The organism is Lachnospiraceae bacterium KGMB03038, assembly GCA_007361935.1.
In the GTDB taxonomy this organism is placed as follows: Bacteria; Bacillota; Clostridia; order Lachnospirales; family Lachnospiraceae; genus Massilistercora.
Window position 1 is genome coordinate 238,841 of record CP041667.1, and the last position, 19,010, is coordinate 257,850.

Annotated in this window: 19 protein-coding genes and 1 riboswitch; of the genes, 18 read left to right on the top strand and 1 reads right to left on the bottom strand. The window is 48.1% G+C overall.

What is annotated here, in order from left to right:
* Positions 1–26: 26 nt before the first annotated feature.
* The 18 genes from FND36_01185 to FND36_01270 all read left to right on the top strand — a co-directional run bounded on the left by FND36_01185 (position 27) and on the right by FND36_01270 (position 18,050).
* Positions 27–1,196, top strand: a complete 1,170-nt coding sequence (locus FND36_01185) for an OFA family MFS transporter (GenBank protein ID QDW72763.1) — start codon at positions 27–29, stop codon at positions 1,194–1,196.
* Positions 1,197–1,320: 124 nt separating this feature from the next.
* Positions 1,321–1,421: riboswitch (SAM riboswitch) on the top strand.
* A gap of 108 nt (positions 1,422–1,529) precedes the next feature.
* Positions 1,530–2,717, top strand: a complete 1,188-nt coding sequence (locus FND36_01190) for a methionine adenosyltransferase (protein ID QDW72764.1) — start codon at positions 1,530–1,532, stop codon at positions 2,715–2,717.
* Between the two features lie 78 nt (positions 2,718–2,795).
* Positions 2,796–4,292, top strand: coding sequence for a HAMP domain-containing histidine kinase (locus tag FND36_01195; GenBank protein QDW72765.1), 1,497 nt, complete (start codon positions 2,796–2,798; stop codon positions 4,290–4,292).
* Positions 4,285–4,974, top strand: a complete 690-nt coding sequence (locus FND36_01200) for a response regulator transcription factor (GenBank protein QDW72766.1) — start codon at positions 4,285–4,287, stop codon at positions 4,972–4,974. The genes FND36_01195 and FND36_01200 overlap by 8 nt, the downstream gene beginning before the upstream one ends.
* A 51-nt stretch (positions 4,975–5,025) precedes the next feature.
* Positions 5,026–6,405 (top strand): potassium transporter KtrB, encoded by a 1,380-nt coding sequence (locus FND36_01205; GenBank protein ID QDW72767.1) that lies wholly within the window; start codon positions 5,026–5,028, stop codon positions 6,403–6,405.
* 13 nt (positions 6,406–6,418) lie between these two features.
* On the top strand, positions 6,419–7,096 hold the full coding sequence (locus tag FND36_01210; protein QDW72768.1) for a TrkA family potassium uptake protein: 678 nt from the start codon (positions 6,419–6,421) through the stop codon (positions 7,094–7,096).
* Entirely contained in the window at positions 7,086–7,886 is an 801-nt protein-coding gene (rlmB, locus tag FND36_01215) for a 23S rRNA (guanosine(2251)-2'-O)-methyltransferase RlmB (protein ID QDW72769.1), read from the top strand. The genes FND36_01210 and rlmB overlap by 11 nt, the downstream gene beginning before the upstream one ends.
* Before the next feature lie 117 nt (positions 7,887–8,003).
* Positions 8,004–8,444 (top strand): NfeD family protein, encoded by a 441-nt coding sequence (locus tag FND36_01220; GenBank protein ID QDW72770.1) that lies wholly within the window; start codon positions 8,004–8,006, stop codon positions 8,442–8,444.
* On the top strand, positions 8,441–9,385 hold the full coding sequence (locus FND36_01225) for a paraslipin (protein QDW72771.1): 945 nt from the start codon (positions 8,441–8,443) through the stop codon (positions 9,383–9,385). Before FND36_01220 ends, FND36_01225 begins: the two co-directional genes overlap by 4 nt.
* Positions 9,386–9,497: 112 nt before the next feature.
* Positions 9,498–10,436, top strand: a complete 939-nt coding sequence (gene argF / locus FND36_01230; GenBank protein ID QDW72772.1) for an ornithine carbamoyltransferase — start codon at positions 9,498–9,500, stop codon at positions 10,434–10,436.
* Positions 10,437–10,442: 6 nt separating this feature from the next.
* Entirely contained in the window at positions 10,443–11,423 is a 981-nt protein-coding gene (locus FND36_01235) for a biotin--[acetyl-CoA-carboxylase] ligase (GenBank protein ID QDW72773.1), read from the top strand.
* An 80-nt stretch (positions 11,424–11,503) separates the two neighbouring features.
* On the top strand, positions 11,504–11,836 hold the full coding sequence (locus FND36_01240; protein QDW72774.1) for a hypothetical protein: 333 nt from the start codon (positions 11,504–11,506) through the stop codon (positions 11,834–11,836).
* On the top strand, positions 11,837–12,607 hold the full coding sequence (locus FND36_01245; GenBank protein QDW72775.1) for a type III pantothenate kinase: 771 nt from the start codon (positions 11,837–11,839) through the stop codon (positions 12,605–12,607).
* A gap of 91 nt (positions 12,608–12,698) precedes the next feature.
* Positions 12,699–13,655: a tRNA dihydrouridine synthase DusB gene (gene dusB, locus FND36_01250; GenBank protein ID QDW72776.1), complete on the top strand. Its 957-nt coding sequence runs from the start codon at positions 12,699–12,701 to the stop codon at positions 13,653–13,655.
* Positions 13,656–13,901: 246 nt separating this feature from the next.
* Positions 13,902–14,384, top strand: a complete 483-nt coding sequence (gene greA / locus FND36_01255; GenBank protein ID QDW72777.1) for a transcription elongation factor GreA — start codon at positions 13,902–13,904, stop codon at positions 14,382–14,384.
* A gap of 82 nt (positions 14,385–14,466) precedes the next feature.
* Positions 14,467–16,407, top strand: coding sequence for a lysine--tRNA ligase (gene lysS / locus FND36_01260; GenBank protein ID QDW72778.1), 1,941 nt, complete (start codon positions 14,467–14,469; stop codon positions 16,405–16,407).
* Positions 16,408–16,650: 243 nt separating this feature from the next.
* Positions 16,651–16,998, top strand: a complete 348-nt coding sequence (locus FND36_01265; protein ID QDW72779.1) for an HIRAN domain-containing protein — start codon at positions 16,651–16,653, stop codon at positions 16,996–16,998.
* Positions 16,999–17,057: 59 nt separating this feature from the next.
* Positions 17,058–18,050 (top strand): WYL domain-containing protein, encoded by a 993-nt coding sequence (locus FND36_01270; GenBank protein ID QDW72780.1) that lies wholly within the window; start codon positions 17,058–17,060, stop codon positions 18,048–18,050.
* Between the two features lie 48 nt (positions 18,051–18,098).
* Here the strand turns inward: FND36_01270 and FND36_01275 are convergent, their stop codons facing one another.
* On the bottom strand, positions 18,099–18,884 hold the full coding sequence (locus FND36_01275; protein QDW72781.1) for a DeoR/GlpR transcriptional regulator: 786 nt from the start codon (positions 18,882–18,884) through the stop codon (positions 18,099–18,101).
* Positions 18,885–19,010: the final 126 nt, after the last annotated feature.

A 19,010-nucleotide genomic window follows, 5' to 3' on the forward strand; every position in this document is an offset into this window, starting at 1 on the left:
CCAATTGATATAAAGGAGGATTTATAATGAGCCGGAGGAGGGAACAGAATCGGTACTGGATTCTTTTTGTCGCATCTGTCGTGAATTTTGTTCATGGGAATCCTTACATATGGACGGTATTCCAGCCCTATGTAAAAGAAGAATTTCATTTATCAGATGCGGCGTCCAGCCAGCCGTTTACAATTATTATTGGTATTTTTGCGCTTGGAAATATGGCGGGAGGATGGCTTCAGCAGAAGATAGGGGCCAAGAAGACAATTCTGGCGGGAAGTCTATTTATGTGCGCGGGATTTCTTTTGGCGGGAATCGCACCCTATAATATGCCCTGGCTGGTTTCCCTGGGATATGGAGCGATTGGAGGATTTGGATCTGGATGTGCGTTTAGTATGCTGACGGCGGTGCCTCTTGCCTGGTTTCCTGAGAAGCGAGGCCTTGTGTCTGGGATTACAGTGGGAGTTGTGGGAATCTCAGGGATTGTGATGAATCCGTTTTGTGATTTCTTGCTGGCATCTTTCGGATACCGGTTCGCAATGTTGGCTACTACCGCAATCTATGCGGTTTTATGTCTGGGGGGATTTTGGATTGAGGAAAATCCGCAGAACATAAAAGAAACAGCGGGAGATGGAGGAATCGAACGGACAATATCGATCAAACAATACACGACACGGGAAATGATAAAGACAAAAACTTATTATACGATCAGCCTTACAATGGCACTGGCTGTGCCGGCCTATGTCCTGGTCAATCCATTGATGAAATCTCTTGGGATGGAACGAGGACTGACAAATACAGAGGCGCTGGCTGGGGTTACGATTGCTTCTGTCGCGAATATCATCGGCAGGTTCGCGATGCCGTGGCTGTCCGATAAAGTAGGAAGAAAAGCAGTGATCCGCGGGATGTACGTGGCGGCGGCCGCCGCGGTGATCGGCCTCATGGGGGCGGAAGGAGGAATCTTTGTGCTGTTGATTTCCGTAGTCTGTCTGGTTTACGGAGGCGTTGTCAGCGTATTTCCGGTAGTCGTTTCCGATCATTTTGGATTGAAATATCAGGGGATCAATTATGGCGCGGTGATGATCGGATATGGACTCGTATCAATCTTATGTCCGTATGTCCTGGATAATCTCGGATTGGAGATGTCGTTTTTGGCGGCAGGAATCGCATGTGCGGCAGGACTGCTTGGGACGCGGCATTTTTAAAAAGGGACAGGGTATTTTTAATTGGGGCCGGGGGATTTTTAAAAATCCCCCGGCCCCATTGACAATTTGCACAAAAAGGTGTACAGTCTTATGCGTACATAATAAATTTAATAAAGCAAACTTTCTCTTATTCAGAGCAGTGGAGATACAAAGGATCTGTGAAGCTGCGGCAACCCCCGCGAAGCGGGAAGGTGCCAACCTGAGCGAGCGATCGAACAATAAGAGGATTGTTTATGGTGATATAAAACAGTCCGCTTATGCGGACTGTTTTTTTGATCATTGCGATCTCGGCAGAGAAAGAGTGCGGCGAGAAGAAAGGTGAGGAGAAGAATAATGGAGAGACGTTTATTTACTTCGGAATCAGTAACAGAAGGCCATCCGGATAAGATGTGCGATCAGATCTCAGATGCGATCCTGGACGCGCTGATCGAACAGGATCCTATGAGCCGTGTGGCCTGTGAGACCTGTACGACTACAGGAATGGTGCTCGTTATGGGAGAAATTACTACTCAGGCTTATGTGGACATTCAGAAGATCGTGCGGGATACGGTGCGTGAAATCGGCTATACAAGAGGGAAATTTGGCTTTGATGCGGAAACCTGCGGCGTGATCGTGGCTATCGACGAGCAATCTCCGGATATTGCCCTCGGCGTGGATAAAGCGTTGGAGGCCAAAGAAAAGAAAATGTCGGAGGAAGAGATTGACGCGATTGGGGCCGGAGACCAGGGGATGATGTTTGGGTATGCTTCTGATGAGACGCCGGAGTTTATGCCTTATCCGATCGCTTTGGCCCAGAAGCTGGCCAGAAAGCTGGCGGAAGTCAGGAAAAATGGAACGCTGCCTTATCTGCGGCCAGATGGGAAGACCCAGGTGACGATCGAGTATGATGAAAATGGAGCGCCGGCAAGAGTAGATACGGTAGTCCTTTCTACGCAGCATGATCCGGGGGTGTCCCAAGAGCAGATTCACCAGGATATCAAGAAATACGTGTTTGACCCTGTGATCCCGGCAGATATGACGGATGAAAAGACCAGATATTTCATTAATCCTACGGGGCGCTTCGTGATCGGCGGACCTCACGGAGACAGCGGTCTTACTGGCCGGAAGCTTATTGTGGATACATATGGCGGAATGGCGCGGCACGGCGGCGGCGCGTTTTCTGGAAAAGACTGTACGAAGGTAGACCGATCCGCGGCTTACGCAGCCCGGTATGTGGCGAAAAATATTGTGGCGGCAGGACTTGCCAGGAAATGTGAGATACAGCTGTCCTATGCGATCGGTGTGGCGCATCCAACCTCGATTATGGCAGATACTTTTGGGACGGGCAGGATCTCCGATGAAAAGCTGGTAGAGATCATCCGGGAGAACTTCGACCTGAGACCGGCTGGCATTATCAAGATGCTGGATCTGCGTCGTCCGATCTATAAGCAGACTGCCGCATACGGACATTTTGGACGTACAGATCTGGACCTTCCCTGGGAGAAGACTGATAAGGCAGAATTGCTGAAGAAGTATTTATAAAATTTTTATAAAAGTTTATGGGCGCTTTGGTGTGAAGCGCCCATATTCATGCTATACTTACTTTCGGAGGAAAGTCGCATGAAACTGAGGACAAGACTGTTTATCGCTTTTTTGACGGTGATCTTGCTGCCCATTTGTCTGACGCTGCTCATGTTTTTCGCGTTTTCACGCTATCAGATGGGGGCAATCGAGAAGACTTATGGAATTGAAAATACAACAGTGGAAACCCTATCGAACTCTATGCAGGTATTATCCAGATTGACGGAAAGATCCTATCATAATCTGGAGGCGGCCATAGAGAAAAATCCAGATGACTTGGAAGACGCCACGTATTTGGAAGATTTTAACGATAATCTTGAGAAGAAAAACTCCTATCTGCTGGTGCGCAAAGGGAATACACTTATTTATATCGGGACAGACCGGGAAAAGGCAGATCCAGTGATCTGTCAGCTTCCAGAATACCAGGATGCGGATACAAGCTCGGAAAATGGGATTTATCTTGGGGGAGAGGCTCATTCACTGGTGAAACAGATTGATTTTCTATATTCTGATAATGAAGAAGGCAGCGCCTTTATTGTGTCAGACGTAAGCGATGTGATCCCGGAAGTGGAAGAATTGTTTCTGGATACATTGCTTGGGGTGGTCTTGATCCTGGTGCTGACCGCCTCGGTGCTGATGTTCTGGATCTACCGGAGCGTAAAATTGCCGCTGAAGCGGATGCAGGTGGCGGCCAAGAATATCAAAGAAGGAAACCTGGACTTTGAGCTGAAGGCTCAGGGAGATGATGAGCTTGGCCAGTTGTGCCGGGATATGGAGGATATGCGCAGGAGACTGAAGGACAGCGCGGAAGAGAAGGTAGTGTTTGACCGGGAAAATAAAGAACTGATCAGCAACATCTCTCATGATCTGAAGACTCCGGTGACAACGATCAAAGGATACGCGGAAGGGATTATGGACGGGGTGGCGGACACGCCGGAGAAAATGGAAAAATATATCCGGACCATCTACAACAAGGCCAGCGAGATGGATCTTTTGATCAATGAATTAACACTGTATTCCAAGATTGATACCAACAGAATCCCCTATAACTTTAATATTTTGTCTGTCAATGAATATTTCAACGACTGTGCGGAGGATCTTTCGATTGAACTGGAGTCCAAAAACGTAGAGTTTGGATATTTTAATTATGTGACGCCGGATGTGCGGGTCATCGCGGACGCGGAACAGATGAAGCGGGTCATCCACAATATTGTTAATAATTCATTGAAATATATGGATAAAGAAAAAGCGAAGATCAACCTGCGGATCAAAGACGTGGGAGATTTCATCCAGGTAGAACTGGAGGATAATGGCAAAGGGATCGCGGCCAAAGATCTGCCCAATATTTTCGACCGCTTTTACCGTACGGATGCTTCTCGAAATTCTTCAAAAGGCGGAAGCGGGATCGGGCTTTCGATCGTAAAGAAGATTATTGAAGAGCACGGGGGAAAGATTTGGGCGACCAGCCGTGAAAATACGGGGACGACCATGTATTTTGTACTTAGAAAATATCAGGAGGTACCGATTCATGAGTAGGATATTGATCGTAGAAGATGAAGAAAGTATTGCGGATTTGGAAAAAGACTATCTGGAGCTGAGCGGATTTCAGGTAGAAGTCGCGAATGACGGGGAGACGGGACTTAGAAAAGCGTTGGAAGAGGAATATGATCTGTATATTCTGGATCTCATGCTTCCGGGTATTGATGGGTTCGATATCTGCCGGCAGATTCGGGATGTAAAGAATACGCCGATCATTCTAGTATCAGCGAAAAAGGATGACATTGACAAGATTCGGGGGCTTGGCCTTGGAGCAGATGATTATATGACAAAGCCTTTCAGTCCCAGTGAGCTTGTGGCCAGAGTGAAAGCGCATATGGCCAGATACGACCGGCTGACGGAGAGCGCGGTACCCAAGAATAAGGTCATCGAGATCCGAGGACTTAAGATTGATACTACCGCAAGAAGAGTTTGGGTAAACAGCCAGGAAAAAACATTTACTACAAAAGAATTTGATCTGCTTACTTTTCTTGCAAGTCATCCCAATCATGTGTATACTAAGGAGGAATTGTTCCGGGAGATCTGGGATATGGAATCCATCGGGGATATTGCCACTGTCACGGTACACATTAAAAAGATTCGGGAAAAAATTGAAGTGGATACCTCAAATCCCCAGTATATAGAGACGATCTGGGGAGTCGGATACCGATTTAAAGTATAGATTCCAGATGGGCGGGACATTTCCAAAATTTGGCAAAAGGAGGAGGGGGAAATGAAATATAGACGTAAAAGCGTTCGGTGGAATACGATGCGGATTCTGGCGGCGGGATTCCTGGGAGTGATTCTCTTGGGCGGGGTTCTTTTGTGGCTTCCGATCAGCAATCAGCAGCCTATCGCGTTTATCGATGCGTTGTTTACATCTACATCGGCGGTATGTGTGACGGGACTTGTTACCATAACACCGCAGGTGCAATTTACTTTATTTGGGAAAATCGTTCTGCTGCTGCTGATCCAAGTGGGAGGCCTGGGAGTGGTGGCGTGTATCGCTTCTTTTTTCTTCCTGCTTAGGAAACGGATTACAGTAAAAGAGCGGATCGTTATCCAAGAAGCTTATAATATGGACCGGCTGGGCGGAATCGTAGGGATGCTTCGCAGAGTGATCGTGGGCGTCTTCCTGGTGGAAGGAGCGGGCGCGCTTTTCTACGCATTTCAGTTTGTGCCGGAATACGGATGGATCAAAGGGCTGGGGTATTCTATTTTTCATGCGGTTTCAGCGTTTTGCAACGCAGGGATCGATGTGTTGGGAAGCACCAGCCTATCTGTCTATTCGGCGAATCCGCTGGTCAATCTGACGACAATGGCGCTGATCGTTTTGGGCGGCCTTGGGTTCGTGGTCTGGTTTGATGTGCTGGATAATTTCCGGCGGCTGCGGAAACGCCGGAAAACGGTGGGAGCAGGGATCGCGGGTTTGAAATTACATTCTAAACTGGTGATCCTTATGACGGCAGTCCTTCTGGTTGTAGGAACCGTAGTGATCTTTCTGATGGAATACAGGAATCCGCAGACTATGGGTGGAATGTCGACAGGCGAAAAGCTGCTGGCTTCAGCCTTTCAGTCAGTGACTACTAGGACGGCTGGATTTTTTACAATGCCCCAGGGGGAACTCTATGATGAAACAAAACTTTTCTGCAGTATCTTGATGTTTATCGGAGGCTCTCCGGCGGGAACGGCGGGCGGAATCAAGACAACGACCATAGCGATGCTTCTGCTGAGCTGTTTGGCGGTTGTGCGCGGCGGAAAGGACATCGAATGTTTTGGCAGGAAGATCACGTTTGAAAATTTCAGGACAGGATTTGCGGTAACAGTCCTGGCTTTTGGGATTTTTATTGGCGGGACGATGCTGATCGCGGTTTTTGAGGCGGACAGTGTGGCGTTGGTCGATATCATATATGAAACTACGTCAGCCATAGGAACGGTGGGATTGACGGCGGATCTGACGCCGCATCTTGAAAGAGCAAGCCAAGTAGTCTTAATGCTTTTGATGTACACAGGGCGGATCGGACCTATTACATTAGCGCTGGTGTTTGCGGGGAAAACGGATCCGAAAGCCAGGCTGAGGGAACTGCCTGGCGAAAGAGTGATGGTTGGTTAATGGAGGATATGAGATGAAGAAACAGTATGCGGTATTTGGACTTGGGAGCTTTGGCGAGAGTGTCGCCATTACACTGCAGGGGCTTGGATGTGAAGTGATCGCGGTGGATAATCACATGGAACGAATCGAAGAGATTTCGAAATATGTGTCTTATGCGATGAAAGCTGATATTGAAGACCCAGAAGTGATCCGGTCTTTGGGGGCGAGAAACCTGGATGGGGTGGTTGTCGCTATTGCGGATAATATGGAGGCAAGCATTATGGCAACCCTGGTGTCAAAAGATGAAGGAGTCCCTTATGTCCTAGCAAAGGCTAAGAATGATCTTCATGCCACGGTTCTTAGAAAAATAGGGGCAGATTCGGTGATTTTCCCGGAAAAGGAAGCGGGAAGCCGGGTGGCTAGGAGTATGGTTTCGGCAAATTTCGCCGATTGGATCGCTCTTTCACCGGAATACAGTGTGATGGAGGTGGCGCTTCCAGATGCCTGGATAGGAAAATCTTTGGAAGCGCTGGACGTCAGGAAGAATCACGGAGTAAATGTGATCGGAATTCGAGAAAATGATGATGTAGAAGTAAATCCGGAGCCCAAGAAGCCTTTAAAGCGCGATATGATACTGATCCTGGTGGGGGCGAACTCTGATCTGGAGAAATTTGCCAAATACGAAAGGAATAAGTTGGATCATGATAACTAGTACAGCAAACGCTAAGGTAAAGCGGCTTGTTGGTCTGATGAAAAAACGAAGGCTGCGGGATCAGGAAAACGTATTTTTGACAGAAGGACCGCGGATGTTCCATGAGGCGCCGAAAAAACGGGTGCGGGAGGTTTACCTGTCGGAAGGGTTTTTAAAGAAAGAGGCCGGTGTCATAGAAGAGTTGAAGGAATGGAGAATCCCAGTGGAGATTTTGGCGGATCATGTGTTTTCCCATGTGTCGGATACACAGACGCCTCAAGGGATCTTGGCGGTGGTCGAGAGACAGGAGGCGTCTCTGGATAAAGTGACGGGAGGAGAATGTCCGCTGATTCTTGTGCTGGATAGCCTGCAGGATCCGGGAAATCTGGGGACAGTCCTACGGACTGGAGAAGGCGCTGGGGTAACTGGAGTAGTTTTGAGCAGTGACTGTGTGGACATTTACAATCCCAAAACAATTCGTTCCACTATGGGGTCGGTCTACCGGATGCCGTTCTGTCGTGTGAGGGATCTGCTAGGCGCTTTAAAAGAGATGAAGCAAAAAGGCATCTGCGCGTATGCGGCGCATTTAGAAGGGCAGAACAGCTACGATCAGGAAGACTTTACCGTTCCATGCGCATTTCTGATCGGAAATGAGGGAAATGGACTGAGAGAAGAAGTTGCTGCCGCTGCAGATTGTTGGATACGGATTCCGATGCGGGGACAGGTGGAATCCCTGAATGCCGCTGTGGCCGCGGCGGTATTAATGTTTGAAGCAAGCCGGCAGCGTCGGGTGGGGCCGGGGGATTTTTAAAAATCCCCCGGCCCGAATTAAAAATGCCCTGTCCCTTTTTGAAAAAAATTGCTTTATGGCGGGAAGTATAGTAAGATAATGGATAAGGAATACTAATTGCGGAAAAGAGGGCTGACTATGCAAACGGTATATTGGCTGGCAATCTTTGTAATACTGCTGATCATTGAGATCATTACAATGGGTCTGACGACGATCTGGTTTGCCTTTGGCGCGCTGGCGGCGTTTCTGGCAGGGATTTTCGGGCTTGGAACGGCCGCGCAGATTGGTGTGTTCCTGGTGGTGTCGATTATTCTGCTGGCGCTCACAAGGCCGATTGCTGTCAAGTATTTTAACAAGGACAGACAAAAGACCAATGCGGAAAGCCTGATCGGCCAGCAGGGACTGGTACTGGAAGAAGTGAACACTCTAAAATCTACCGGCCTTGTGGAGGTGAACGGGCAAGAGTGGTCGGCTAAGACGGATGAACCGGATGGGCTGATCGCGAAAAATACAGTTGTGGTGATTGATGGAATCCAGGGAGTGAAACTGATTGTGAGAGAGAGGGAGGAGAAAAAATGATACTCAGTATATTAGGAATTATTATCTTGGTCATTATCGTGTTGATCCTGATTTCGTGTGTAAAATTCGTCCATCAGGCGCAGGCGCTGGTGGTGGAACGATTAGGAGCTTATCAGGCTACTTGGGGAACCGGCGTCCATTTCAAATGGCCCATTATTGATCGGGTTGCCAGAAGAGTAGATCTGAAAGAGCAGGTAGTGGATTTCGCTCCTCAGCCGGTGATCACGAAAGATAATGTTACTATGCGGATTGACACAGTGGTGTTCTATCAGATCACAGATCCTAAAATGTTCTGCTATGGTGTGGCAAATCCGATCATGGCGATCGAGAATCTGACGGCTACTACACTGCGAAATATTATTGGCGATCTGGAACTGGACCAGACTTTGACATCCAGAGAGACGATCAACACACAGATGCGGGCGGCGCTGGATGTGGCGACGGATCCCTGGGGAATCAAAGTGAATCGTGTGGAACTTAAGAACATCATCCCGCCGGCGGCGATCCAGGATGCAATGGAGAAACAGATGAAGGCAGAGCGGGAGCGGCGTGAAGCGATCCTGCGGGCAGAAGGTGAGAAAAAGTCCACGATCCTGGTAGCGGAAGGAAAGAAGGAGTCCACTGTTTTGGACGCGGAAGCAGAAAAGCAGGCGGCGATTCTCCGGGCAGAGGCTCAGAAAGAGGCCATGATCCGTGAGGCTGAAGGTCAGGCGGAGGCTATCATGAAGGTACAGCAGGCGAATGCGGATGGTATCCGTTTCCTGAAAGAAGCAGGCGCTGATGAAGCGGTACTTACGATCAAGAGTCTGGAGGCATTTGAAAAAGCCGCGGATGGAAAGGCAACGAAGATTATTATCCCGTCAGAGATCCAGAATATCGCCGGCCTGGTAAAATCTGTGGTAGAGATCGGAAGCGACGACGAAAAAGCAAAGAAACAATAGAAGTCTGACGAGACCATCGTATATTCGAGAAAATATCCGTGGGCGCATGAAACGGCGCCCACGTTTATGTCATTTTAAAGGTACTGTAAACTGGAGGAGAAAGGAAAGACAGATGAATTTAAAGGGAAGAAGTTTTCTTACATTGAAAGATTTTACACCAGAGGAAATCTTGTATTTGATCGATCTGGCGGCAGAACTGAAGGAAAAGAAAAAGCAGGGGATCACGGGAGACAGCTTAAAAGGGAAAAACATTGCGTTGATTTTTGAGAAACCTTCTACCAGGACCAGGTGCGCTTTTACGGTAGGAGCGGCGGACGAAGGCGGCAATCCTACATATCTTGCCGGAAATGAGATCCAGCTTGGACATAAGGAAAGCATCGAAGACACAGCCAGGGTGCTGGGAAGAATGTTTGACGGCATCGAGTTTAGAGGCTTTAAACAGGAACATGTGGAGGCCCTTGCCAAATACAGCGGCGTACCGGTATGGAACGGACTGACGGATGAGTATCATCCAACACAGATTCTGGCGGACCTTTTGACGATGAAAGAACATTTTGGATATTTAAAAGGGCTTAATTTTGTCTATTTGGGAGACGGCCGCAACAATATGGCGAACAGCCTGATGATCGGCTGCTCGAAAGTTGGGGTAAATTTCGCGATCATAGCGCCGGAATCTCTGTGGCCGACGAAAGAATTGATCGCTCTGTGCCAGGGATACGCGGAAGAATCCGGTTCATCCATTACGGTGACAGACGACGTCAATGCAGTGGAGGGAGCGGATGTGCTCTACACGGACGTTTGGGCGTCTATGGGCGAAGAGGATAAGGCGGCGGAACGGATCGCTATGCTCCAGCCGTATCAGATCAATCAGGAATTGATGGATAAGACAGGCAAGAAAGAGACGATTTTCATGCACTGTCTGCCGGCGGTAAAGGGAAAAGAAGTAACGGAGGATGTATTTGAGAGTGAGGCCAGCGTAGTATTTGACGAGGCGGAAAACCGTCTCCATACCATTAAGGCAGTCATGGTTGCTACACTGGGAAATGAATAAGCGCAGATGAAATCAGAGATTTTACGTTTGTTAAGAGAAACGGACGGTTTTCTCTCTGGGCAGCAGCTATGCAGCCGGTTCCAGGTTTCCAGGACTGCGGTGTGGAAGGTCATAGAGCAGTTGAAAGAAGAAGGTTATGTGATCGAAGCGGTCCGCAATAAGGGCTACCGGCTGGTGAAGGCCCCGGATGTCTTATACCAGGCAGAATTAGAAAGCCGGATACAGACGGACTGGGCTGGGAAAAAGGTGGTATATTTTCCCCAGACGGACTCTACAAATCTTCAGGCCAAAACAGCCGGAGAACAGGGCAGTCCTCATGGGACACTGTTTGTGGCAGACCGGCAGACCGCGGGAAGAGGACGCAGAGGCAGAGGATGGGAATCCCCAGCCGGGGAGAATGTCTATATGACGCTGCTGCTGCGGCCAGAGTTTTCTCCGGCCAAGGCTTCTATGCTGACGCTGGTTATGGCATTGAGCGCGGCGGAGGGAATCCAGCAGGCCTGCGGTATTCAGCCTGCGATCAAATGGCCCAACGATCTGGTGGTAAATGGGAAAAAGATCTGCGGCATCTTGACAGAAATGAATGCGGAAGTGGATTATATCCACTATGTGGTGATCGGGATTGGGATCAACGTGAATCAGGCAGAATTTCCGGAGGAGATTCAGGAGACTGCCGCATCTCTGAAAAATGAGGCCGGGATCGATATGGATCGCGGAGAAATAGTTGCGCGGATCCTGGAAAGATTTGAGAAAAATTACGAGATTTTTATAGAAACTGAGGATTTGTCGAGGCTTCAGGAGGATTACAACCAAAGGCTGATCAACCGGGACCAGGATATAAAAGTGCTGGATCCAAAAGAAGCTTATACTGCTCACGCGCGGGGGATCAATGAGCGGGGCGAGCTGGTAGTGGAAACTTCAGACGGAGAGATCAGAGAGATTTTCTCTGGAGAGGTTTCTGTCAGGGGCGTCTACGGATATGTATAAAGCACAGAACCTGGCTGACAGATCCAGGAACATTCCCGGGATCTGAAGGGCTTGTGCGCGCAAAACGGGGAGGAAAGAGAATGTATGAAGATAAAGTTGTGCTGTGCGGCGCCAATTCTTACGAAGAAAAGTATTATCTAAATCCAGATTTCGCAGGACTTCCGGACAGCATCAAAGACGAGCTTAAGATCATGTGTGTTTTATACGTACATGATGTGGGCGGAATTTTGACATTGGTCTATGAAGAAAACGGGGAATTATGCTTTGAAGTGACCTGTCAGGAAGGGGATCCTATGTTCGATGAGATCGGAAGCGGACTGAAGATCAAACAGCTCCAGCAGGAGAAACAAGAACTTTTGCAGGCGCTGCAATTATATTACAGGGTGTTTTTCCTAGGAGAGGAGATAGAATAGATGCTGTTAGTGATCGATGTGGGAAATACGAATATTACGCTGGGAATTTTTCGAGAGGAAGAGCTTCTTGGAACATTCCGCATGACGACAAAACTGCCAAGGACATCAGATGAATATGGGATTACATTAAGGGAATTGGTAGAGCGCCATGGTATTTCCAGCGCGGATATCAACGCGGTGATCGTGGCGTCCGTGGTGCCGGATATCATGCATTCACTGGGAAGCGCGCTGATCAAATATTTTGGGATCAAACCGATCGTAGTATCAGCCGGGATCAAGACGGGAATCAGTATTCAGATGGAGAATCCAAGACAGGTTGGATCGGACCGGATCGTAGATGCGGTGGCGGCGTATACGCTTCATGGAGGCCCGGTGATCGTGATTGATTTTGGAACGGCTACCACTTACGATCTGGTAGGCCCAAAAGGAACCTTCGAGGCGGCAGTGACAGCGCCGGGAATCCGTACTTCCGCTGAGGCTATGTGGGGGAAAGCAGCAATGCTTCCGGCTATTGAGATAAAGACCCCAGATTCTATCTTGGCAAAAGAAACGGTATCCGGCATGCAGGCAGGCCTCATATTCGGACAGGTAGGACAGACAGAATATATCGTCCGAAAAATGAAAGAAGCCTCCGGGTATACAGACGCTAAAGTCATAGCCAGCGGAGGACTTGGGAAAATGATCGCCAAAGAGACAGACATTATCGACGTATATGATTCGCAGCTGACACTGAAGGGGCTTCGGATGATATATGAGAAGAATAAACGTTAAATATTTAACCGGGGACGTAGTAAAATGCAAAAGGGCTACGTCCCAAATTAACGTTTAGGGTGTACCAAATTGGAAGAAGGGGTGTACCAAATTGAACATCGGAAATGTAAAGTTGAATAACCCGTATATCCTTGCCCCGATGGCAGGGGTTACGGATCTGCCGTTCCGGCTGCTGTGCAGGGAGCAGGGAGCGGGTCTTTTATGTATGGAGATGATCAGCGCCAAGGCGTTGATCTATAAAAATAGGAATACAAAGCTGCTGCTTGAGATCCATCCGGAGGAATTCCCGGTTTCTCTGCAGCTTTTTGGATCGGAACCGGATGTGATCTGCGAGGCGGCACGGCAGATCGAACATCTGCCTTTTCAGATCCTGGACATTAATATGGGCTGCCCCGTACCCAAGATTGTTAAAAATGGGGAAGGTTCCGCGCTTATGAACCAGCCTAAACTGGTCCATCAAATCGTGAAAACGCTGGTGCAGGCCATTGATAAACCGGTGACAGTCAAGATCCGCAAGGGATTTGACGACCAGCATGTCAATGCGGTTGAGATCGCCAAGATCATTGAGGATGCGGGAGCTGCCGCAGTGGCTGTGCATGGAAGGACCAGAGAGCAGTATTATTCTGGAAAAGCAGACTGGGAGATCATTGCGAGAGTGAAAGAGGCGGTATCAATTCCGGTCATTGGCAACGGCGACGTTACTTCTGGGGAAGCTGCTTTAGAGTTGCGGCGCCAGACCGGCTGCGACGGGGTTATGGTCGGCCGGGGCGCTCAGGGCAATCCCTGGATCTTTTCAGAACTGGCAGAATATGAAAGAACAGGGAAAATGCCAGAGAGGCCGGGACTGGATGAGATCCGGGAAATGATGCTCCGCCACGCAAGGCTTCAGATTCAATATAAGGGAGAATATCTGGGAATCCGGGAAATGCGCAAGCACGTGTCCTGGTATACGAAAGGGCTGCCAGGTTCCGCTAAGCTCAGGGAGGCCATTAACCGGACGGAATCCTATGAGGAATTGAAAGAGCTCTTGTCCGAAAAAATCCACTGACAAGATAATAAAACCTCCTTGTCTTACATATACTGAATCAGTACATGAAAGAGACGCCGTAAGGCTGATTTTATAGGGCAATAAGGCGGAACTAAGGGCAAAAATATATTGACATTGGAGGGGCCTTTATGTATAATAATGAAATTATGAAAGTGCCTTTATTTTACGAAAATATTTCATAAAAATGGCCAAAAATGAGGGCCAAATGGATTATGAGAAAGTAGAAAAAGAAAGGAAGCAGGACACATGGAAACGAAAAAGAGATTACTTACTTATGCAGGACTGAAAGCGCTGGAGGATGAGCTGGAGAACCTGAAGGTAGTAAAGAGAAAGGAAGTTGCCGGCAAGATCAAAGAAGCAAGAGAGCAGGGCGATCTGTCGGAAAACGCTGAGTACGATGCGGCAAAAGACGAGCAGCGGGATATTGAAGCCCGGATCGAGGAACTGGAAGGAATTCTGAAAAACGCGGAAGTTGTTGTAGAAGACGAAGTTGATTTTGATAAAATTAATGTAGGATGTACGGTAAAAGTACATGACGTGACCTTTGAAGAGGATATGGAGTTTAAGATTGTCGGCTCAACAGAGGCAAATAGTCTGGAAGGCAAGATCTCCAATGAATCTCCAGTAGGCCAGGCGCTGATGGGTAAAATGGCAGGCGATGTAGTAGACGTAGAGACCCAGGCCGGGACAATGCAGTACAAAGTCCTGGAGATCAGCCGTTCCATGTAATGTGAACAAACCGCAAATGAAGAATGACAAAAGACCCCTCAGCAGCATGAGGGGTTCATTCACCTAGGAAGGAGAGAAAAACGTGGGCGAACAGCAGAAGAAAGCACAGGAACCAGATTTAAATCAGTTAAGGAAAGTGCGCCGGGAGAAACTGGCAGATTTACAGGAAAATGGGAAAAATCCGTTTCTTATCACCAGTTACGACGTAACCTGCCATGCGGCAGATGTAAAAGAGAATTATGAAGAAATGGAAGGCAAGCACGTGTCATTGGCGGGCCGTGTTATGCAGAAACGAGTGATGGGCAAAGCTTCCTTCTGTAATATCCTGGATCAGACAGGCAATATCCAGTCTTACGTGGCAAGAGACAGCGTTGGAGAAGATGTTTATAAAGATTTTAAAAAGTTGGATATCGGTGATATCATCGGGCTGGAAGGCGAAGTCTTTAAGACAAAGACAGGGGAGATATCCATCCATGCCTCAAAGATCACTCTTTTATCCAAAAGCCTGCAGATCCTTCCGGAAAAATATCATGGTCTGACCAATACGGATATGCGTTACCGTCAGAGGTATGTAGACCTGATCATGAATCCAGAAGCCAGAGATACATTCATCAAACGTTCCCGTATCATCAGTGCGATCCGGAGATATCTGGACGGAGAAGGGTTCCTGGAAGTGGAGACTCCTATGCTGGTCAGCAATGCGGGAGGCGCTGCCGCGCGTCCGTTTGAGACACATTTTAATGCTCTGGGAGAGGACTTTAAACTGCGGATTTCTCTGGAATTATATCTGAAACGTCTGATCGTAGGCGGGCTGGAGAAAGTATACGAAATCGGCCGGGTATTCCGTAATGAGGGGCTGGATACCAGACATAATCCTGAATTTACCCTGATGGAGCTGTATCAGGCATATACCGATTACCACGGCATGATGGATCTGACGGAAAATCTGTACCGCCATGTGGCTCAGGAAGTTCTGGGAACCACTACCATCAGCTATAATGGCGTAGAAATGGATCTGGGCAAGCCTTTTGAGCGGATCACCATGGTTGAAGCGGTGAAAAAATATACAGGCATCGACTGGAATGAAGTAAAAACGACAGAAGACGCAAAGAAACTGGCGGACGAGCATAAGATCGAGTACGAAGAGCGCCACAAAAAAGGCGATATCCTGAGCAAATTCTTTGAAGAATATGTAGAGGAACATTTGATCCAGCCTACATTTGTAATGGATCATCCGATCGAGATATCTCCGCTTACCAAGAAGAAACCAGAGGACCCGGAATATGTAGAGCGTTTCGAGTTCTTCATGAACGGATGGGAGATGGCCAATGCTTACTCTGAGCTGAACGATCCTATCGATCAGAGAGAGCGCTTTAAGGCGCAGGAAGAACTGCTGGCCCAGGGAGACGAGGAAGCCAACACCACAGACGAAGATTTCCTCAACGCCCTGGAGATTGGGATGCCGCCCACAGGCGGAATCGGTTTTGGCATCGACCGGATGTGTATGCTGCTGACAGACAGCGCGGCTATCCGTGACGTGCTGTTATTCCCGACAATGAAGTCACAGGGCGCAGCAAAGAACGCTGCGAATAACGAAGCACAGGTTGAAAAAACTGTTGCAACGGAAGAAAAGCCGGCTGAAAAAATTGATTTTTCCAATGTGAAAATCGAGCCGCTTTTTGAGGAAATGGTTGATTTCGACACTTTCAGCAAATCAGATTTCCGGGCAGTCAAGATCAAAGAATGTGAGGCGGTACCAAAGAGTAAGAAACTCTTAAAGTTCGTTCTGGACGATGGTACAGGAACAGACCGAGTGATCTTAAGCGGAATCCATGATTATTATGAGCCGGAAGAATTGGTAGGAAAAACGGCCATCGCTATCGTCAATCTGCCGCCAAGGAAGATGATGGGAATTGATTCCTGCGGAATGTTGATCTCAGCGATCCATGAAGAAGACGGAAAAGAAGGATTGAATTTCTTGATGGTAGACGACCGGATTCCGGCGGGAGCAAAATTGTATTAAGATATGTTGTTTAGGCAATCCCTGAGGGGATTGCCTTTTTGCTGGTATTTTTATTGGACAGCTTATCCTGTATTCTATCCGTAACAAGAAAACGAAAGGACGGATAGAAAATGAAAGGATATAATACACCGGATGGATACATGGGATATGTGGATGGAGAATATCAGTTGTTTGCCAGCGAAGCGGATTACCAGGAATGGATAGAAGAGTAAAGAGGAAAGAGAAAAGAAGGAGAGGATGAAAATGTCAAAGATTTATTTCACATTAACGGGGACGAAGTATTATCTGGGAAATGGATTTCTGAAGCGGGGAATGAAGCTGGAGCTGGAAAAAGAGCCGGACAACGACTATGATAAGGAAGCGATCCAGGTGAAAATGAAAGGCCTTGGCAAGATTGGCTATGTGGCAAACAGTCCATATACTGTGATCGGGGAATCCAGAAGCGCCGGCCGCCTGTATGATAAGATAGGAGATACCGCGGCGGCAAAGGTTGTTTTGATAACGCCAGGCGGCGTGCTGTGCAAAGTATGTAAGAAGAGCCTGGCAGAGGGCTGTAAAAATGAGAAGAAAAACGAAAGTGATGTACAATAATCTTCCCGCCTGTGGTATACTGGCCGTAATGTAAACGTTGATTTAAGGAAGGATGCGCTATGCCAAAGGGAGCGAACCAGAAGTTCAAATTATACCGCCTTGCGCAGATCATGCTGGAGCGGACAGATGAGGAGCATTATATCACCATGCCGGAGATCATAGCCGCCCTTGGAGAATTCGAGATCACGGCAGACCGGAAGAGCATCTACCAGGATCTCCGGGATCTGGAGGTGTTGGGAATAGAAGTGGAGGGAGAACCGGTTGGAAAAGGATATCACTATCATGTGACGGACCGGCCTTTTGAACTGCCGGAACTGAAACTTCTGGTGGATGTCATCCAGTCCTCCAAGTTTATCACGGAAAAGAAGACCAACGCCCTGATCCGCAAGCTGGAGAAGCTGGTCAGCAGATATGAGGCGGTAAGCCTGCAGCGTCAGGTGTATGTGTCGGGACGGATCAAAACCATGAATGAGAGTATCTACTATACGGTGGATGCCATTCATAACGCGATTTCCGAAAATAAGAAGATCCGGTTCCAGTATTACCAATGGAACACGAAAAAAGAGATGGAGCTTCGGCGGAATGGGGCGTATTATCACATCAGTCCCTGGGGCTTGTCCTGGGACGATGAAAACTATTATTTGGTGGGCTATGATTCGGAGGCTGGACAGATCCGGCATTACCGGGTAGATAAGATGCTCCATATTCAGATGACGGAGGAAGCAAGAGAGGGAAAGGAACATTTTCAGAAACTGGATATGGCGGATTACGCAAAGAAGAGTTTCGGCATGTTTGGCGGTAAAGAGCAGGACGTCAAGCTGCTGGTGGAGAACAGCCTTGCGGGAGTGATCATTGACCGGTTTGGCAAATCTGTCATGATGATACCGGCAGATGATGAGCATTTTACAGTAAACGTGACGGTTCTGGTCAGCAGTCAGTTCCTGGGATGGATCTTTTCGCTGGGAGAAAAAGTGAAGATCCTGGGACCGGATGAGGTAGTAGAAGAGATGCGGCGGGAAGGAGAGCGCCTGGCGCGGCAGTATGGGGAATAAAAAGCTGTCGGATCGCAGCAGCAATGCGATCCGACAGCTTTCCTCTTTCTAAACCATATAAACTTCAATTCCCTTCTCCTTGTAATACTCCAGATACGCCTGGGGAACATCGGAATTTACGATCACCGTGTTCACTTCGTCCAAATTGCAGAGATAGGTGAAGGTCCTCCGGTCGAATTTGCCTGTGTTGGCAAGAAGGAATGACTGCCGTGTGTTCTGGAACAAATACCCATACAACGGAAGCTGCGCCCGGTTGATGATGGAATATCCATAATGAAGATCCACCCCGTCTACCGTGAAGAATACTTTGTCAAAATACAGCTTTGCCAGCGCATCGGAGGTATATTCCCCGATGGTTTCGATGTGGTTTGTCTCTGTGTGGATATTGCCGCCCAAGAGCAATACAGAAACCTGCGGATTCGAGGCCAGTTCCATGACAGCCGTAATATTGGTGGTGACGACGGTGATGTTTGATTTGCCGCTTTCTGTAATATATTTGCAGAGAAGATTGCAGGTCATGCCGGCCCCAATAAATATAATATCATTGGAATTGATAAATTCAGAAGCCTTTCTTGCGATGCCTTCCTTGTCTTTCAGAGCGCTGTCCGGTTTAGGCGTCCACTTCGTATCGTGATAAAGGATAGAGGAAGCGGCCTCAGCACGTTTCACACCGCCGTGAGTCTTCATCAGCATCCCCTGATCTTCCAGGTCGCTCAGATCCCGTCTGACAGTGGAAAGAGATACGTTCATCAGCTCACCCAGCCGTTTTGTTGAAGCGACCTGATGTTCTTTTAAATAATTGATAATGTATTTCTGCCTCTCAAGTGCTACCATCTCTTGTCCTCCCCGTTTATGATCTTAAGATATTTCAAGATACCAAATAATCACCTATTTTTTAGGGGGGGGGGTAAAAATACGTTTAAAAATCTCCAAAATCAAGCTGTTTTTTACTCCCTGGTA

What these genes read in the sequence shown, in the direction of transcription:
- rlmB (QDW72769.1), top strand. Translation starts at nt 7,086, where the DNA reads ATGATAACTAGTACAGCAAACGCTAAGGTAAAGCGGCTTGTTGGTCTG.
- FND36_01235 (QDW72773.1), top strand. Translation starts at nt 10,443, where the DNA reads ATGAAATCAGAGATTTTACGTTTGTTAAGAGAAACGGACGGTTTTCTC.
- FND36_01195 (QDW72765.1), top strand. Translation starts at nt 2,796, where the DNA reads ATGAAACTGAGGACAAGACTGTTTATCGCTTTTTTGACGGTGATCTTG.
- FND36_01240 (QDW72774.1), top strand. Translation starts at nt 11,504, where the DNA reads ATGTATGAAGATAAAGTTGTGCTGTGCGGCGCCAATTCTTACGAAGAA.
- FND36_01200 (QDW72766.1), top strand. Translation starts at nt 4,285, where the DNA reads ATGAGTAGGATATTGATCGTAGAAGATGAAGAAAGTATTGCGGATTTG.
- FND36_01210 (QDW72768.1), top strand. Translation starts at nt 6,419, where the DNA reads ATGAAGAAACAGTATGCGGTATTTGGACTTGGGAGCTTTGGCGAGAGT.
- FND36_01220 (QDW72770.1), top strand. Translation starts at nt 8,004, where the DNA reads ATGCAAACGGTATATTGGCTGGCAATCTTTGTAATACTGCTGATCATT.
- greA (QDW72777.1), top strand. Translation starts at nt 13,902, where the DNA reads ATGGAAACGAAAAAGAGATTACTTACTTATGCAGGACTGAAAGCGCTG.
- FND36_01275 (QDW72781.1), bottom strand. Translation starts at nt 18,884, where the DNA reads ATGGTAGCACTTGAGAGGCAGAAATACATTATCAATTATTTAAAAGAA.
- FND36_01265 (QDW72779.1), top strand. Translation starts at nt 16,651, where the DNA reads ATGTCAAAGATTTATTTCACATTAACGGGGACGAAGTATTATCTGGGA.
- FND36_01225 (QDW72771.1), top strand. Translation starts at nt 8,441, where the DNA reads ATGATACTCAGTATATTAGGAATTATTATCTTGGTCATTATCGTGTTG.
- argF (QDW72772.1), top strand. Translation starts at nt 9,498, where the DNA reads ATGAATTTAAAGGGAAGAAGTTTTCTTACATTGAAAGATTTTACACCA.
- FND36_01185 (QDW72763.1), top strand. Translation starts at nt 27, where the DNA reads ATGAGCCGGAGGAGGGAACAGAATCGGTACTGGATTCTTTTTGTCGCA.
- FND36_01205 (QDW72767.1), top strand. Translation starts at nt 5,026, where the DNA reads ATGAAATATAGACGTAAAAGCGTTCGGTGGAATACGATGCGGATTCTG.
- FND36_01190 (QDW72764.1), top strand. Translation starts at nt 1,530, where the DNA reads ATGGAGAGACGTTTATTTACTTCGGAATCAGTAACAGAAGGCCATCCG.
- FND36_01270 (QDW72780.1), top strand. Translation starts at nt 17,058, where the DNA reads ATGCCAAAGGGAGCGAACCAGAAGTTCAAATTATACCGCCTTGCGCAG.
- FND36_01245 (QDW72775.1), top strand. Translation starts at nt 11,837, where the DNA reads ATGCTGTTAGTGATCGATGTGGGAAATACGAATATTACGCTGGGAATT.